This window comes from Paraburkholderia sp. RAU6.4a, from assembly GCF_050435625.1.
In the GTDB taxonomy this organism is placed as follows: domain Bacteria; phylum Pseudomonadota; class Gammaproteobacteria; order Burkholderiales; family Burkholderiaceae; genus Paraburkholderia; species Paraburkholderia tuberum.
The window spans coordinates 3,859,731-3,876,285 of sequence record NZ_JBNDKQ010000002.1 but is presented as its reverse complement, the minus strand read 5'-3'; the positions used below and the strand labels follow the sequence as shown (position 1 = coordinate 3,876,285).

The 16,555-nt window shown below is 61.9% G+C and carries 14 protein-coding genes and 1 pseudogene; 4 read left to right on the top strand and 11 right to left on the bottom strand.

The window, feature by feature from the left end; translation table 11 throughout:
* Positions 1–195 precede the first annotated feature (195 nt).
* The 3 genes and pseudogenes from OKW40_RS22770 to OKW40_RS22760 form a co-directional block, all read right to left on the bottom strand.
* Complete coding sequence (locus tag OKW40_RS22770) at positions 196–519, bottom strand: hypothetical protein (RefSeq protein WP_429491608.1); 324 nt, start codon at positions 517–519, stop codon at positions 196–198.
* 807 nt (positions 520–1,326) lie between these two features.
* Positions 1,327–1,448, bottom strand: a pseudogene (locus tag OKW40_RS22765) (IS5/IS1182 family transposase); the annotation flags it as partial.
* Positions 1,436–2,068, bottom strand: coding sequence for a TetR/AcrR family transcriptional regulator (locus OKW40_RS22760; protein WP_429491606.1), 633 nt, complete (start codon positions 2,066–2,068; stop codon positions 1,436–1,438). The pseudogene OKW40_RS22765 and the gene OKW40_RS22760, both read right to left, overlap by 13 nt.
* Before the next feature lie 285 nt (positions 2,069–2,353).
* Here OKW40_RS22760 and OKW40_RS22755 point away from each other — a divergent pair, with 285 nt between their 5' ends.
* The 3 genes from OKW40_RS22755 to OKW40_RS22745 all read left to right on the top strand — a co-directional run bounded on the left by OKW40_RS22755 (position 2,354) and on the right by OKW40_RS22745 (position 4,884).
* Positions 2,354–3,247: an NAD(P)/FAD-dependent oxidoreductase gene (locus OKW40_RS22755; protein WP_429491604.1), complete on the top strand. Its 894-nt coding sequence runs from the start codon at positions 2,354–2,356 to the stop codon at positions 3,245–3,247.
* Positions 3,248–3,342: 95 nt separating this feature from the next.
* A complete protein-coding gene (locus OKW40_RS22750; RefSeq protein WP_429491602.1) occupies positions 3,343–4,206 on the top strand; it encodes a class I SAM-dependent methyltransferase in 864 nt (287 codons plus the stop codon).
* 282 nt (positions 4,207–4,488) lie between these two features.
* Complete coding sequence (locus OKW40_RS22745; protein ID WP_090803931.1) at positions 4,489–4,884, top strand: VOC family protein; 396 nt, start codon at positions 4,489–4,491, stop codon at positions 4,882–4,884.
* Positions 4,885–5,143: 259 nt separating this feature from the next.
* Here the strand turns inward: OKW40_RS22745 and OKW40_RS22740 are convergent, their stop codons facing one another.
* From OKW40_RS22740 to OKW40_RS22710, 7 genes are all read right to left on the bottom strand, one after another.
* Positions 5,144–5,518 (bottom strand): BON domain-containing protein, encoded by a 375-nt coding sequence (locus OKW40_RS22740; protein ID WP_429492027.1) that lies wholly within the window; start codon positions 5,516–5,518, stop codon positions 5,144–5,146.
* 124 nt (positions 5,519–5,642) lie between these two features.
* Complete coding sequence (locus OKW40_RS22735; RefSeq protein ID WP_429491600.1) at positions 5,643–6,767, bottom strand: porin; 1,125 nt, start codon at positions 6,765–6,767, stop codon at positions 5,643–5,645.
* A gap of 91 nt (positions 6,768–6,858) precedes the next feature.
* On the bottom strand, positions 6,859–8,499 hold the full coding sequence (locus OKW40_RS22730; RefSeq protein ID WP_429491598.1) for a 3-(methylthio)propionyl-CoA ligase: 1,641 nt from the start codon (positions 8,497–8,499) through the stop codon (positions 6,859–6,861).
* Positions 8,500–8,729: 230 nt separating this feature from the next.
* Positions 8,730–9,572 (bottom strand): SDR family NAD(P)-dependent oxidoreductase, encoded by an 843-nt coding sequence (locus OKW40_RS22725; RefSeq protein WP_429491596.1) that lies wholly within the window; start codon positions 9,570–9,572, stop codon positions 8,730–8,732.
* Positions 9,572–10,846: an MFS transporter gene (locus OKW40_RS22720; protein WP_429491594.1), complete on the bottom strand. Its 1,275-nt coding sequence runs from the start codon at positions 10,844–10,846 to the stop codon at positions 9,572–9,574. The genes OKW40_RS22725 and OKW40_RS22720 overlap by 1 nt, the downstream gene beginning before the upstream one ends.
* A 78-nt stretch (positions 10,847–10,924) precedes the next feature.
* The gene (locus OKW40_RS22715; RefSeq protein WP_429491592.1) at positions 10,925–11,980 is read right to left on the bottom strand and encodes a 3-keto-5-aminohexanoate cleavage protein; all 1,056 of its coding nucleotides are present in this window, start codon (positions 11,978–11,980) and stop codon (positions 10,925–10,927) included.
* A 45-nt stretch (positions 11,981–12,025) separates the two neighbouring features.
* The gene (locus OKW40_RS22710) at positions 12,026–12,433 is read right to left on the bottom strand and encodes a carboxymuconolactone decarboxylase family protein (RefSeq protein ID WP_429336093.1); all 408 of its coding nucleotides are present in this window, start codon (positions 12,431–12,433) and stop codon (positions 12,026–12,028) included.
* A 144-nt stretch (positions 12,434–12,577) separates the two neighbouring features.
* On the opposite strand from OKW40_RS22710, the gene OKW40_RS22705 reads away from it, so the two are divergent.
* Positions 12,578–13,612, top strand: coding sequence for an AraC family transcriptional regulator (locus OKW40_RS22705; RefSeq protein ID WP_429491590.1), 1,035 nt, complete (start codon positions 12,578–12,580; stop codon positions 13,610–13,612).
* A gap of 241 nt (positions 13,613–13,853) precedes the next feature.
* On the opposite strand, the gene OKW40_RS22700 is transcribed toward OKW40_RS22705, so the two are convergent.
* On the bottom strand, positions 13,854–16,259 hold the full coding sequence (locus OKW40_RS22700) for a filamentous hemagglutinin N-terminal domain-containing protein (RefSeq protein ID WP_429491588.1): 2,406 nt from the start codon (positions 16,257–16,259) through the stop codon (positions 13,854–13,856).
* Positions 16,260–16,555: the final 296 nt, after the last annotated feature.

The window sequence follows — 16,555 nt, the reverse complement described above, 5'->3', positions numbered from 1 at the left end:
GGCGTGATGGATCGATACTTCGAGCCGTACGCGCCGGCGAACCGCTTTGTGTAGCTCGGCTTGTCGCAAGAGACCTTTTGACACTTCGCCGAACGTCTGATCAGCACTAGGAGTCACGCGGACGCCCCTGCGCGAGAGACAGCTTTTGGCGAAGGACGCAGCTACTACAGCGTCAAGGCGCGCGAGTCTTCAGTGCTACTTTTCCGCCTTTTTCCCCTCGTCTGCTGTACGTAGTGCTGCGTTGGCTGTGACCAGCAGTTTCGCATCGTGGTCCTGGACTGCAGCGTCAACCGTGTCGAACGCTTTCTTCAGATCCTTTTGTGCCAGCTTTGTCGCGCTTCCATTTTCCAAAATGGTTTCCGCTTCCTTTCTCAGGCGCTTAACTAGTTTCGCGGCGCATCTGGTGTCGAGCGTCCCATTGATGACGAACTCACTGATGTAATTCGCCAGCGCGGCCAGCGTCGCAGCGGTCGACTCATTCGCGCCGCTCTTACCGCTCGTTTCGGACTTCTTGCTCATCAGGACTCTCCCGTTAGGACACGCTTCCGCGATGCAGGACCAACGCTACGCTCACGGTCCGTGTCGCATGAAATGGTGACAGACTTCGAGCGAAAATAAGACGGTTTTTTTGGATGAAGAGGCGCTGTCATATCGCAACGTTCGGATATCGGTCGATTGTTGCCGCGTGGGGCTATGGGCGCGGTACTGCGGGGTGAATTTTGGTTTGCTACAGAATTGCTACAACTGGAGTGAGCGGGTATATCTGGCGGGCCTTGGGTTTGTCATTCCACCCTCTGAACTATCGCCCACCTGAAGGGGCAAAGCAACTTTGAACGTCCCAGTTCCACTGGCGGATTCAACCGGTCGATGCAATAGTTCGATGGAACCGCTTGCCGGCCCGCAGCGGAGGATCGTCGCAAGTCGACCCGTTGCAGCCGGTCGAGCAGTCTCTGTTCTAAGGGTAGGTATCGGAGTGGAACGGTCATTCCGTGCCGTCGCCTGGGGGGCAAGTCATCGGCCTCTGCGGACGCTTAGACCCGTGAGTTGGTGAGGCGGCTTACGCCGTGCAAGGATGACGTCTTGCTCGACCCTCGAATTGCTCTCGAACTTAAGTTTGATTTCTCTATAAGCAATCAGCTTGTCGTTCACCAGATCGAAAGGAAGCGCCCGCAAGGTTAGGGATGGTGTTCAGAACTCGTTTTGCCGCACTGAGCCATCCACATAGGGCCGATGCGGTGGAAGCGGTGCGGCACCTGGCTCGAATGCAGCGCTACGTTCGGCATAAGGAAGGCGCCGATTGCCTGCCCGCGCGGGCGGCTTTTGCGCTCATGCAGCGGCCTCGCGCATCAGTCGTTCGCGCGTCATCCACAGATTGCTTAGAGCGAACAGCGTGTGCAACTCTGCGGGTTCTTCATCAAGCCGCGATAGCGCACCTTTAGATGCCACCGTGCGCGGCGATGAACATGGCGACGGCCGACCGGCAATAGGATTCGATTTCGTTGTCATCCTCTGCTCTCGCCTCATCGAAGCGTGCGACAAGCAGAAGATCGGATCCTTTGAAAAGCGCGGCAAACAAGCGGGCGGATCGGAGAGCATCGGGTACGTTCAGAATCGCTTTCGCGTGCAACTGACGCAACACGGCCTCGATTTGGGCGATGACATGGGCGGGCCCGGCTTCGTAATGGAGCTTGCTTAACGACTTTTGATTCGTCTTGTCGGCCAAAACCATGGCTTCGACACTGCGGACGTCCGGGCTCAACAGCGTGCGAAGCAGGGATGATCCCACCGCCATGAGCTGATCTTCGGCTGAACCGTCGACGCTTTCAGAAAGGGCCTGGGGTGCAAATTGATGGCAGTGGGCCACCATGGCCGCGCTGAACAGCGCCTCCTTGTTCTCGAAGTGCCGATAGATGCTGAGCTTGGATATCTTCGCCCGCTGCGCGACCTTGTTCATGGTCGTCGCTTGAAAACCCAATTCCACAAAGAGTTCGCAGGCGGCGTCGACGATCGTTTGGCGAAGCGCCTCGTTGGCGGGCCGGCCGCGCCGGCTCTGGCTGTTTTCGGTCACAACAATTCCAGTACTTGACAGTATTCAAATTCTTGCACTACGATACCACGCAGTATCTTAAATGTGCAAGCCAAGGACAGGTTTCAACCAGTTGCCCAAATCAGGTTTCCCCGGGGCGCCTGGCGATATCGAATGCGGGATTGTGGGGCCGATCAATACAGCCATCAGCAACTTTCTCGCCAATGCCGAAGCCCTACTCGCTGACCGTCTCAAGCGCGTATCGCTGGACGATATTGCACACCACGCCCAGCCCACCCCTCCAATCGCAACACGGAGCCCATCACCATGGATGACGTCATCATCGTCGGCGGCAGCTTTGCCGGCCTCGCCGCCGCCCTGCAGCTCGGCCGTGCCCGCCGCAAGGTCACGGTTCTCGATACCGGCCGGCCGCGCAACCGCTTTGCAGGCCACTCGCATGGCTTGCTCGGCCACGATCACAAGCCACCGCTGGACATCCTGGTCGAGGCGCGGCAGCAGTTGACGCGCTATCCAACGATCAGGCTGGTCGTTGCCCGGGCCGAGAGCGTGTCTGGCGCCATCGACGATTTCTGCGTCGTCACTGACGATAACGAAAGCCTGAGGGCGCACCGCCTGATCCTGAGCTATGGCGTCGCCGACCAGATGCCTGATGTTCCGGGCTTTGCCGAAAGCTGGGGCACGTCCATCGTGCCCTGCCCCTATTGCGACGGCTTTGAAGTCGCCGGCCAGCATTGGGGCCTCGTCTGGTCCAGCCCGCAGTCGCACCAGTCTGCCAGGCTGTTCCGCGATTGGACGGACAAGCTGACTGTCTTCGCCGATGGTCATGACATTGCGCCCGATATCCAAGTCGATCTGGCGCGTCGCAACATACCTGTCGTCGATGGCCGGATCGTCGAGATCGCCCATCACAAGGGCCATATCAACACCGTCAATCTCGATACCCGCCGCAATGTCGCGGTCGACGTCCTGTTCGCCCATCCGCGCAACAAGCCGTCCGCACGCCTGCATGAATCACTGGGCCTCGCCACGGTCGATACGCCCACCGGCATCGTCCTCAAAGTCGACGAGCGCCGCCAAACCAGCATGCCCGGCATCTACGCCGCTGGCGACCTCGCCACGCCCTTCTTGCCCTCGGTCACCCAGGCTTCATCGCAGGGCGCGATGGCGGGTATCTTCGCCCAGCAGTCGATGGTGGTTTGAGAGCACAGATCCCTGCTCTTGTTGCGTCGTCGCCTTCGAAAAGGTTGGCGTAAATCGACGCGGCGAAAGGCGGATCGTCGAGTCAAGGAGATGACATGGCAAAGCAAAGTGCTGATCAGGTGGGTGACTGGAATGGTCAAAGCGGGGAGCGCTGGGTCGCCAACCAGGCCCGGCTCGACGCTCTGGTGGCGGTGTTCGGCCAGGCCGCGATCGAAGCCGCCGCGCCCGCGACGGGTGAGCGCGTGCTGGACATCGGCTGCGGCGCGGGTGCGTCAAGTCTGGCTCTGGCCGCTCGCGTCGGCGCGGGGGGCCAAGTGCTGGGCGTGGACATATCCGAACCGCTGATCGATCGAGCGCGCGCGCTTGCGCGCCACGATACGCCGGCCCTGTTTCAGGTGGCCGACGCCAGCAGCGCAGAGCTGCCCGAAGCCGCGTTCGACATTCTGTTCTCGCGTTTCGGCGTGATGTTTTTCCCCGATCCGACAGCGGCGTTCGCCCATATGCGACGCGCGCTCCGGCCGGGCGGCCGGGTCGCTTTCGTCTGCTGGCGCGGTGCGGCCGAGAACGATTGGATGCGACTGCCGGTGGGCGCGCTCAAGGACATCGTCCCGCCGAGCGCGCTCCCCGATCCCGAAGCGCCCGGCCCGTTTTCGTTCGGCGACCGGGAGCACGTGGCGCGCATCCTGACGGCGGCCGGTTTCACCGAAATCGTTATCTCGCCCTTCGACGCGGCCGTCCCATTCGGCGAGGGCGAAACGCGGGACGCGGCGATCGACGACGCAGTGAGGATGTCGCTTGAGGTCGGCCCGCTGTCGCGTGCGCTCGCTGGTCAGCCCGACGACATCCGCGCCCGTGCCTCCGCCGCAGTTCGTGCCGCCTTCGCGAGCCTCCCCGGCGAGGGGTCGGTGATGATCAACGGCGCGGCATGGGTCGTCATGGCACGAAATCCGGCAAGCTGACAGGGATTAACAGGGGAGATGCCTCCGCTCGGTGGAACAGGGCGTCTTTGGCCGGCCAGATTGATGTCCCTTCTGGCCGCTGAACGAGCGCTCGCCTTGCGACAATCAGATGGCCGGTTGCGAAGCAGAGCCGACGCCTGAGCGGCCTTCCGGCGGCGCATGTGACCGGCAGTTTGTGGCCGAACCGAGCCAGATGCCGATTCGCCCGAGTTCGCCCCCCTTTGCGGACATCCGGCGCCCGGAGGACAATGCCCTTGCGAATCTCTTCCGAGGCTGCCCAACATGGCTAAATTTCAGCCCGATGGATGGCATACCGTCACGCCCCGAATCGTCGCACGGGATCCGGAAAACCTGATCACATTCATCAAGATGGTGTTTCAGGCACAGGGCGAATTCCGTCACGGGCGGCCTGCCGAACTCATGATCGGCGATTCCGTCGTGATGGTTAGCGGCGCAGACGGCCTTCGCGATCCGATGCCGGCATTTCTGTATGTCTACGTCGAGGACGCCGATTCGACCTACCAGCGAGCGATTGCGGCGAATGCGATCTCACTCGAAGTTCCGACCGACATGCCATACGGCGACAGGCGAGCAATGGTAAGAGATCCGTGGGGAAACACATGGCAGATTGCCACACATCAGCGCGACCTCTGTACTGCCGAGATTCGTTCAAGGTAGGACGTTACCGACAGCAGCACTTTTCTGTCGGTTCGTCTATTCGCTAAAGCTCAAGAACGGTGCGGCACGCTCGGTCGACGTTGGGTGTTTTGCCTCCCGACGAATGCCGTCACCCCTTCGACGAAACCGGGCTCATCTGCGCAATCGATCCATTTGCGCCGTCCGCCAACCAGATGCGCCGGCGGACTGACGTCGTAGGCAGAGCGGTGTCGCTTCGGTGCAAGCCTGGCAGCGGTCCGGACTTACTTAGGATGACCACTTACTGGCCGAATACGCGTTTGAGTGTCAGATTGTTTTTCACGGTTGTCACGCCCGGCACGGCTTCGGCAACCCCGGCCGCCCTGTCGATCTGCGCTGCATCGGGCACCGTGCCAAACAGCGTCACCGCGCCACCTCTCGCACGGACACTGATGTTTGAAGCACTGATCTCCTTGTCCTTCATGAGCGCAGCGCGTACCTTCCTGCCGAGCGCGCGATCAGCCTGTCTGGAACTCGCCGAAGCGCTGCTGCCCGGCGACGCCATGACGGTTGACGCTGGCGCACTGCCCGATTCGCCAGGCTGGGACCATGCATTGATCCATGTCGTCACGATCAGTGCGCCGACCGCCAGTTTGAGTGCCCTGATTACCTTCATTGCTTTCTCCAATCTTCCTGAGTCTTGTGGGATCCCCGTTGGAATCGCTGTTCTGCTACCGCGGGGCGAGCCGGCACGCTTCACCGGCCAGAGGTCTTCATTTCGAGCTCAATACGGAGGATCCCTAGAAGTAGTGGCGTATCCCGAGCATGACCGCCGTCGTCCCGAGGCCAGGCGCGACGGGCTGGCCGTACGTAATCGTCTGCGTCATATCTCCGTGGTTGTTCACCCAACCCACCTGGCCATAGAGCAAAGTGGCCTTGGACAGACTGTATTCGGCGCCTCCGGCGACCTCGAGCGATTTGTTGGCCGAATTGTTCGCGTCCTTCAGGTAATACACGCCACTGGTGAGCTTGAATGCCGGTGAGAACTGATAGCCGAGGCCGGCCGAATACAGGTCGAGGTTGACCAGATTCGCGTGCGCCGGATTCCTGCCGTTGGAATATGACGCGGAAATGGAGAAGGCGTGATAGGTGTACAGCGCCCCGAGGTAGTAGAGGCGGTTGTTGGCGAGTCCGGTGGGCACCGTCGTCGGTCCGGGATTGGTGTCGTGACCGTTGTAGTAGACGGCTCTCAGATTGAGGCCATAGTTCGAGTATTTGAGCACGGCGGACTCGCGCGTGCCGCCCTGGAAGCTGCCTGCCACACCGCCGGGCGCATATTCGAGCGCTGCGGACACGCCGGCGAATGTCGGCGACTCGTAGACGATCGCATTGCTGTCGTACAGCGCGCCGATCGGTCCATTGGTGCTGGTGCCGGACCAGCCTGCGGCCTGGTTCATGCCCAGCCATGCCGTCAGGATGCTGCCGAAATACTGGCCCGCCCGCACGTCGGTATCGGCCATCGCGTAGGCCATCGGCACGATCTGGCGACCGAAGTTCACCGTACCGAACGGTCCCGACACGCCGAGCGTCGCGAACTGGTTGAACTGCGCCACCGCGCCCGGCGTATCCGCCAGGCCGAACTTGCCGGTGCCGCTGTCGAACGACCCCTGCAGCTTGAAGTTGACGTGATAGCCGCCGCCGATATCCTCGGTCCCCTTCATGCCCCAGATGCTCGCGTAGATCCCGCCGTCCTTGTAGCGATAGACCTTCCCCAGATTCTTCGCCGTCGGGCTGAACGAGGCCGCCGAGGTACTTTGATATAGCAGACCGGAATCCACGACGCCGTACAGCGTCACCGACGACTGCGCATAGGCCGGACTTCCAAGGACGGCCACCGCGGCCGCAGCTACCCATTTCAGTTTCATTGCGTCTCCAGTTTTGTTGCTTTAATCCACCCGTAACGACGTACGTTCAAGACGTACGTTCAATACTCAACACGCCAGGCCACCTGCTTCCTTAAGTCGGCAACAGATAGTCCTGAAACGCTTCGCGCAGCTGGTTCTTCAGCACCTTGCCGGTAGCGCCAAGCGGCACCGCATCGACAAATACGACTGCATCCGGCGTCCACCATTTCGCGATCTTTCCTTCGAAGAACGCCAGCAATTCTTCGGCTGTGACCTGTGCACCGGGCTGTTTCACGGCGACAAGCAGTGGCCGCTCGTCCCACTTCATATGCTTCGCCGCAATGCAGGCCGCGCTCGCTATCGCGGGATGCGCGGCTGCGAGGTTCTCGATCTCGATCGAGCTGATCCACTCGCCGCCGGACTTGATCACGTCCTTGCTGCGATCGGTGATCTGCATGAAGCCGTCGGCGTCGATGGTCGCGATATCGCCGGTCGGGAACCAGCCATGCGCGTCGGCATCGATCCGCAGCGGGTTGCCACCTTCATTGCGGAAGTAGTTGCGCACCACCCATGGGCCACGCACCAGCAGATCGCCCGAGCTCACGCCGTCCCATGGCAGTTCCTGGCCGTTCTCATCGAGGATCTTCATATCGACGCCAAATACCGCGCGCCCCTGTTTGGATTGCAGGGCGCAACGGTCTTCCGGACCCAGTGCGAGGTGCCTTGCTTTCAACGCGCCGATGGTCCCGAGCGGACTCAGTTCGGTCATGCCCCATGCGTGCAGGACCTCGACGCCGTACCCATCCTGGAACGTGTGAAGCATTGCGGGCGGGCAGGCTGCGCCGCCAATGACGGTGCGCTTCAGGGTCGAGAAGTTCAGGCCACCTTGCTCGAGCCAGGTCAGCAGGCCTTGCCATACTGTCGGCACGCCAGCCGCGAAGGTGACCTGCTCGGCTTCGACGAGCTCGTAGAGCGCTTGGCCGTCCAACCCGGGGCCGGGGAAAACCAGCTTGGCCCCGACCATGCACGCGACATACGGAATGCCCCACGCATTGACATGGAACATCGGCACGACCGGCAGGATCACGTCGCGCGCCGAGCAGTTCAGCGCATCCGGCAGTGCGGCAGCGAACGTGTGAAGCAGCGACGAGCGATGCGAGTAGAGGACGCCCTTCGGGTTGCCGGTGGTACCGGACGTGTAGCACAGCGCACAGGCGGTATCCTCGTCAAAATTCGGCCACACGTAGGTCGACGAGCTGCGCTCGAGCAGATCTTCGTAGCACAGCAGGTTGGTAATGCCGGTATCCAGCGGCATATGCGCGCGATCGGTCATCGCGATAAACGCCTTGACAGTCCTGCAGCGGCCGGCAATGGCCTTGACCAGCGGCAGGAACGTCAGATCGAAGAACAGGACCTGATCTTCCGCATGGTCGACGATGTAGGCGATCTGGTCTGCGTGCAGGCGCGGATTGATCGTATGCATCACTGCGCCCATGCCGGATATGCCGTAGTACAGCTCCATGTGGCGATAGCCGTTCCAGGCGAGGGTGCCGACACGGTCGGACGGCCTGATGCCCAGACTCGTGAGCGCATTGGCCATCTGTCGCGCGCGCCGGTGACAGTCGCGGAAGGTGTAGCGATGGATGTCACCCTCTACCCGCCGCGACACGATCTCCGTATCCCCATGATGGCGATCGGCATGCACGATCAGCGAGGAAATCAGCAACTGCTTTTGCAGCATCAAACCGTTCATTTCGTCCGTCCATTCTTTAATGCAAAGTCACGAGCCGACATCGCCCGCGGCAGCATTCGAGCCATTGGGCGCCTGCGGTCTTTTACCGCCGGTCAGTCGTCTTTTGTCAAAGACCGATCTCCAGAAGCGCTCACAATCCTATTCGCAGAACTGATCGTTATGGCAGATGCTGAAGAGGTCGATGCAAGGATTTGCAGGCGTGATCGCTTCAGGTCACGCGGCGCACCCGGTCATATCACCACGCCGCCATTCGGGCTGATCACCTGGCCGACCAGGTAGTGGTCGCCGGCCAGATAGGTCACCGTCGAGGCGTATTCTTCCATCGTGCCCAGGCGTCCGGCCGGCACCACTTGCCAGAACTGGTTGCGCTTTTCCTCACCGGCGGCCTCGAAGTATTCCGTGAATTCGGGAGTGGCCACACCCCCAGGCGCCATCGCGTTGACGAAGATATTGGCGCCCGCGACTTCGGCTGCGACCGACTTCGTGAAGGCAACCACCGCGCCCTTGGTGGCGCTGTAGTGCGGGCTATGGGCGCTCATGGCCGAGATGCCCGCAATCGACGCGATGTTGATGATCCTGCCGTCGCGCTGCGGCTGCATCAGCCTGAGCGCTTCGCGGGTGCAGTAAAAGAGGCCGTGCACGTTGACGTCCCAGTAACGATGCCACTCCTCGTCGCTGATGCTGCTGGTGAAAGCCAGCGATTGGCGCTGCACGGGCGTGGTGAGATAGGCGTAATGCCTGTTGCGGCGTCCCGTATCGATCGGCGTGTTCGGCACGAGCGCGGCGTTGTTGACGAGAATGTGCAACGTCCCGAAACGCTCGACGATCGCGGCGAACAGGTTGGCGACTTCGCTGCTGGACGAGACGTCGCAGCGCAGCGCCAGACACGGCGCGCCGGCCGCTTGCACGGCAGCGCGCGTTTCTTCGAGAGCCGGCATGTCGATATCGCAGATCGCGACCCGTGCACCGGCGCGGGCCAGATCCACGGCGATGGCACCGCCCATCCCGCGACCGGCACCGGTGACGAGGGCGACACGCCCTTCCAGATTCCGACGTTGGTCTTGCATGTCCATTACCTCGCAGGTTGTATGTTTTGCAGCGCGAGCGCACGCTGCCTGCGCGAGGCGCGCGCCGCGAGGGCGAAAAACAGCGCCGAACTGATCGTCAGCACGTCAGTGGCGATCAGGACACCCGTCAGCGGAGCGGTGGCGCCAGCCTTGATGAAATGGTCGGCGGCCATCCCGATGACCACGGTGCCGATGGCAAGGGCGAATACGTTGATCGACAGCATCGTGAAACCGAAGATCGTCGAGCGCATCTTCTGGGGTGCCATGCTCATGATCGCCGCCGCCCCCGGGCCGTACACCGCCAGCGGCAGGAAGAATCCCGCGCACATGCCGATGTAGAACAGCGGCGAACTGACCGGGACGAAACGGCAGGCCAGCATCAACGGCGCGCAGATCACGACAAGGAGCGCCATGAAGCTGGCGTGTCCGCCGCGCAGTTTGCTCGCCACACGATCGCCCATGACGCCACCCATCACCGCGCCCAGCGTGCCGAACACCAGTTGTAGCGCGCCGATCCTGGTGGCAATGCCAGCCGCGTTCATGCCGCGTTCGTTGACGAGCCACAACTGCGAGAAGGAAAAGCTGGCAAAAACGAGGTGCACCAGTACGAAACCAACGATCACGAAGCCCAGCGCACGGTTGCTGCCGACGGTGCGCAACACCGCCAGCGCTTGCGGCAGGAACGGTGCGCCGCGTTCCTGCGGTGCGAGCTGGCTACGGTCTTCCTTGAGCAGCGCCAGCGGCAAGGCAACGGCGACGCCGACGATGCCAAGGACATAGAACGTGGTCCGCCAGCCATGCGTGGCGCCAAAGCTGCCGGCGAGCAGGAAACTGCAGCCGACGCCCATGGGTATCCCCATGAAGAACAGCCCCATTGCCGTGCCTCGTCGCTTCTCCGAGAAGAGTTCAGCCAGCAGGGCCACCGCGGCAGGTACCAGCGCCGCCTCGCCGCTGGCAACGAAAAAGCGCGCCACCACCATCTGCTCAAAGCTCTGGGCATGGCCCGAGGCCAGCGTGCAGGCGCTCCAGATCAGCACGCCGGCGGCGATGACCCGGGTGCGGCTGAAGCGGTCCGCAAGGGTGCCCATGAACATCGCCATCACGCCGAAGCTCAGCACCCATACCGCGCCGACCAGAAAGCCGTATTGCGTGTTGCTGAGCGCCAGATCTTTAATGATCTGCGGCGAGAAACCGAGCAGCATATTGCGGTCGATGTGGGCCAGCAGGTGGATCACCAGTAGCGATGCCAGAACCGCAGAGGGGCTTTTCTTCCAGAACATCATCTGTCTCCATGCCTGAGAGGGTTCAGAGCGAGGCGCAACGCCATACGCTGCCGCGTTGCGCCCCGTTATCCCCGCTCAGGCGACCTTGCGTGCCGGCACGTCGCGCCGGCCGGACGTGCGATTAGGTACCATGCGCAGGTTGTCCAGCGTCTCGTCGACCGAACCCCACCGGGTGCCGATCTGGTAGATGCGGTGGGCATCCTCGCCGCTCGCGATGTCGCGATTGAGCTCGCGCGCAATGCGCACCATCTGCTCGATCTGCTGCACTGAAGTCGCCCGCTCGCCGTTCGGGCCGAACAGCGTGTCTTCGATACCGACCCGTACATGCAGGCCCAGCGCAATCGCCAGCGTATTCATCGGCACCACGTTCCGGTTCAGCGTTTCGAACGTAAGCACCGCGCCCTCCGGGGTGCGGCGGGCAAACTCGATCATGTCGGCGGGATGCAACCCGGCCGCGCCGCCGCCAATTGCCACGTAATTGATATTCAGCGGACCGCTATACGCACCGTTGCGAATCAGACGCTCGACCGTTTCGAGTTGCGTCAGATTCCCCAGCATGAACTGCGGCTGGATGCCGTTGGCGACGAGACGCCTGATGTGTTCGACGTGCCATGAGGGATTGGACGGCACGATCATGTCGCGATAGGCAGCCTGCAGCGCCGGGTTCATGAGCGAGGTACCCGCGATGTCGGCCTCGGTCATCAACTCCATCACGTTCATCTGGCTGGTGTTGATTGCGACGGTGACCTGATCCGGACGGGGGTTCAACTCCGCGAGCATGTGACGTGTGTCATCGTTTTGCCATTGGGCCGCTTCGCCTTCATTCTCCGGCGCGAATGAGATCGAGCCGCCGACCTGCAGCACCATCTTCGGCACCGCATCGCGCAGACGGGCAAGCATGTCGTTGAACTTCGACAGGCGCTTGCTGCCCTTGCCGTCCTCCTCGCGCACGTGCACGTGCAGCACAGTCGCGCCTGCGTTGTAGCAGTCGACGGCTTTCTGGACCTGCTCGTCCAACGTGACCGGGATGTCGTCCGAATCGCTCGGGATCCATTGCGGCCCATAGGGCGCCACCTGGATCACGAGTTTTTCCTGGTTTTCAGGCAGCAGGGAGTCGTCCATGAAATGCATGGTCTGTGTTCCTCTTTGAAAATTAATGAAGTGACGGCGCTGACGTCAGGCAACGGCCTGCGCAGCGTCGACGTTTGCCTTCCCGAAGTCGGCCAGTTCTTCCAGCAGGATCGGCGCGCCGAGACTGGAGGAATGAATGCCAAGGACGCTAACCGCCTGTAAGACCGCAGCGATTTCTTCCCTGGTGGCGCCCAGTTCGAGCGCGCGGCGGATGTGACGGCGTGTGCCCGGCGCATACATATGAGTGCAGGACGCGTCGACCGCGATGGCGAGGAACTCGAACACCTTCGGTTCCAGCACACCCGACATCACGGTGTGCATGCCCATCGCCATGAATTTCTCGGCCCAGACAGGATCGAGTTCTGCAATCGCATCCCAGGCGGGATTCCAGTTGCCGGTTGCGCGCAGCTGATCGCAGACCGGGGTCGCGCTGCGGCTCGTCTCATTGCTCATTGTTTCGCCTCCTCTCGAACTTCTCGAATTTCCGTACGCGTTGGTCATTACGCGTCTCTGGAGGCAAGTATCGGACTACTGGCAAATAGCGGTTTGACAAATTGAGGCAAAAAATTTACATTTTGATGCACGAGGGAAAACCATATGTCCTATCTGCTTCGCAGTGCCTCCCTGACCAGTTACGTCGAAGTGGCCCGATCGGTGGGCCTTGATCCTTACCAGCAGTTAAGTGATGCCGGCATTGACCGTTCCGCGTTGCTGAACCCCGACATCATGATTCCGGCCGAGGCAGTGGCGCGGTTGCTGGAAACCTCCGCCCGGGCCGCTGCCGTCGAGGATTTCGCGCTGCGCATGGCCGAGACCCGCCACCTGTCCAACCTTGGCCCTCTCGGTTTTGCGATGCGGGAACAGCCGACACTGCGCCGCGCGCTCGAATCGATGGCGCACTATCTGCGCCTGCAGAACGAGGCGGTGGTGATGCGCGTCGAGGAGACGGCAGGACTCGCCATCATCCGCGAAGACCTCATGGGCGGCATGCCTGGCTCGATGCGCCAGGCAACGGAGTTGATACTGGGCGTCCTGTACCGGACACTGGGCCTGGTGCTGGGCGCCGCCTGGAAGCCGCGCACCATCTGTCTCACGTACAGCGCTCCAGCCAGCCTCGCCATGCATGCGCGTGTATTTGGCGCGCCCGTTGAGTTCAACCAGGATTTCGACGGCATCGTGTGCCTCGCAGCGGATCTCGACGCCGCGATTCCAGCTTACGATCCGGTCATGGCGCAGCAGGTGCGCCAGTATCTGGATTCGATGCTGCTTCAGTCCAACGCAACCATGTCCGACAAGGTCAGGAAACTGGTCATTGCGCTTTTGCCGTCTGGCACCTGCTCGGCCGACCGGATCGCGCAGCATCTGGGCGTGGATCGCACGACCGTGAATCGCCACCTCGCCCGTCGGGGTGACAGCTTTCTGTCGATTGTCGATGCGGTGCGGGTTGAACAGGTGATGCGGTATGTCAGTAGCGGCGACCGGCCGCTGTCTGAAGTGGCCACGCTGGTAGGCTTCTCATCGCTGAGCGCGTTTTCCCGCTGGTTCAACGGCCGCTTCGGCTGCAGCGTTTCGACGTGGCGCCGCAAAAATGCACAACGAAGTGCTGGGGCCCGCGATGCATCGCCTGGCTAGCCATCGCGTTGGGCCGCTGATTCTCTACCCTTGCGCCCCAGTGCCAGCGATCGTGACTATCGTTTGCGATTGCGCCCATGCCGCACAGGGCACGGCCAGAAGGATGATCCAGGCAGACTGGATAAGCCTCGCGCGAATGGAGCAATTGATCGCCGACCTCCCGGAGTTGTCCCGCCCAAATGATTTTCACGACAGCATCTGCGTCGTGTCGAGTTCCACCCTGTCGACAAGCCTTCGCCATCTACTGACCCAGTTGCCACCGCAGCACGGGGTGCGTTGCTCCGGCGGGCATGGCCCATACCCCGCCAGGTCCGAAGTCGTATGTGGGACCGAAGCTGACGGGGTTGCTCATCTGAGCGGTGGTCAGGCCCTGGGCGTTGCCAACCTGGGCGCCATGAGCCACACTCACTACAGCGACGGTGGCGCCGGTCGTCTGTGTATTCCAGAACACGTCGCTGCTTATGGTCACTGGCCCGTAGTTGAAGCCCGCGATGCCACCTCCGCCTCCCTGCCCTTGAACGCTGCCAGTGGCAAATGATTGCTCAACACTGCTATATAGATTCACTCCCACTAGCGCTCCCGCGGCTGCATCAGTCGCGCTGACTGCACCCGTCGCGTACGACTGCGTGATCGTTCCTGCGTTTTGACCGGCCAGCCCGCCGGCATAGGCCGAAGTGCCCACAACGCTCCCCGATGCGAAAGACTGCCTGATGACTCCCCCGTTGTAGCCGACGAGTCCACCATCGGAGAAACCTTGAGACGACGACACGTCAGCATTGCTGGAGGACCGTGTGATAGTGCCATCGGACCAGCCGACGAGGCCGCCCGCCTCTTGAGCGTTCTCGACCGCGACCGTACCACTGGTGTGGACGGACGCAATGGTGCTGGTGTTGAGCCCAGTTTCCAACAGGCCGGCCAGAATCCCATAGTAGCCGGCGTTAGCCGTGCCACTGACCTCGCCTTGCACCGTCAGGTCGCGTACGACACCGCCAGATCCTATGGCGGAAAACAAACCTACGCCCGGGTCGATGTCCGACGGTGATGCCTGAATCTTGAGGTTGGATATCGTATGGCCCATGCCATCGAACTGTCCGGTGAAAGGACTCGCTGGGAAAGCGCCAATCGGCGCATTGAACGTGCCCGACGGCGGCGTTGCATCCACGTCCTTGCCTAGCGCGTAGATGCCCGAAAGGTCCTGGTTGATTTTCTGGAGATCGGCGAGCGAGTTGATAAGTTCATAGGCGGTCGACTGCGTGACGAGACCGCTGTCAGGTGGCGCCGTCCACGCCTGATTCAACAGAATGGTTCCCGCGCTGTAGTTGCCCCCGATGTCGTACAGCGCACTGACGATACCCGTGCTTGCCGACCAGTCGATGATGCCGTTATTCGCGATGCTGCCTCCATTGTCGCTGCCCGTTGCGTCGGCGCGCACGGTCAGATTGCCGGTACCGCGGTTCGCTATCGTCGTGCCAGTCGTCACGGAGACGTTGTGGTACGCGGCAAGCGTCAGCGAAGCCGCTCCCTCCCAGATAAGGCTGGATGCAATGCTCAGGTCGCCCGTTGCGCCATTGACGCCCGTCGTCGTGACCGCGACCGATGTGCCCGAATTCAGGCTCTGCTGCAACGCCCGGGTGGCCGCACTATCGATTGTGAATGTGGGTGTCAACAGGTTCCATTGGCCCGCGTGAACGGCTGCATGCCTGCCGAATGCGAGTTGTGCCGCTTGCGTGTCGACCGTTCCGCCGCTGCCGTCGGCGTTGCTTGCGGCGACCTTGCCGAGTTGACTGACACGGCCGCCATCGGCGACGAGCCACACGTGACCGTCACGATCCGCCGTGCCCGTCGCGCGGATGCGCGTGCCGCCGCCAGCAAGCGCATAGACGTTCCCATCGGCGGCCTGCAGGCTGATCTGCGCGGCGTTTATGCGCCCTTTGTTGACCACGGTACCCTGGCCGCCCGTCTGCACGAACACCTGTCTGCTGCTGCCCGAATCCTGTAACAACACCTGTTCGCCTGCAGCCAGTTCGGCCGTACCGTTGGGCGCTGTGATAGTGCCCGCGTTGATCACGGCGTGTCGCGCAATCAGGAACACATCGCCGCTGCTCGAACTGATCTTGCCGAGGTTGATCACGCTTGCGTTCGGGTCGCCCGACAACGTGAGGGAACCACCGCCCTGCATGAACGCGTCGTTGCAGACATCGAGCGTTGACGCGACGAAACGGCCACCGGTGCTGATCACGCCCGATGGCCCCACGACGATGCCTTGCGGATTGATCACATACAGGCTGCCCGTTGCACTGAGCCTGCCGAAGATGGCGGACGGCGAGCCGCCCGTCACGCGGTTCAGCGTCGCGCCCGAGCCGTTGTCGAACGTCACGCTGTTGTTCCTGCCGATCGAAAAACTGTTCCACTCGATCACGCCGCGCGTCGACCCCGGTTGCGTGATCACGAGGCCGTTGGCCTGGCTTGCTATCGCGCCCGTGCCGGCCACGTAAGTGCCGCCTTGTGGAAGAGTGCCCGCCGCGAGCGTCGCATGGGCAAAGCACAGTCCGGTGAGCGCGCTGCCGATGACGAGCCACCGGCGTCCGGCTGACTGCCGACGACGCAGCGCGCGTCGCGCGGGCCGAGGTAGTTCTGGACGTGACATACCCCCCCTTTCCGCGTGGGGCGCGGAATGGCTGACGACGACCCGCAGAGCCGGCCTGAACCGCGTTAGTCGTAGCGTCTGAAGAATAGCCGCTGGAGTGGCGGATGCATGCCGATACCTCTGCTTTTTGCGCCTTTTTGACCGGGCGTTTGTGGCCGCTCGTCCTGTGGGGGCCCTTCTGACGCGCTTCTTCTATCCCTCAGGCTGTGCGTTGTTCAAGTGCCCAAGACTAATATTTTCCCGATGAAATATAAGCGCTCTCGTAAGCGATTCTTGAACTGGACTCTAAGGCTTGC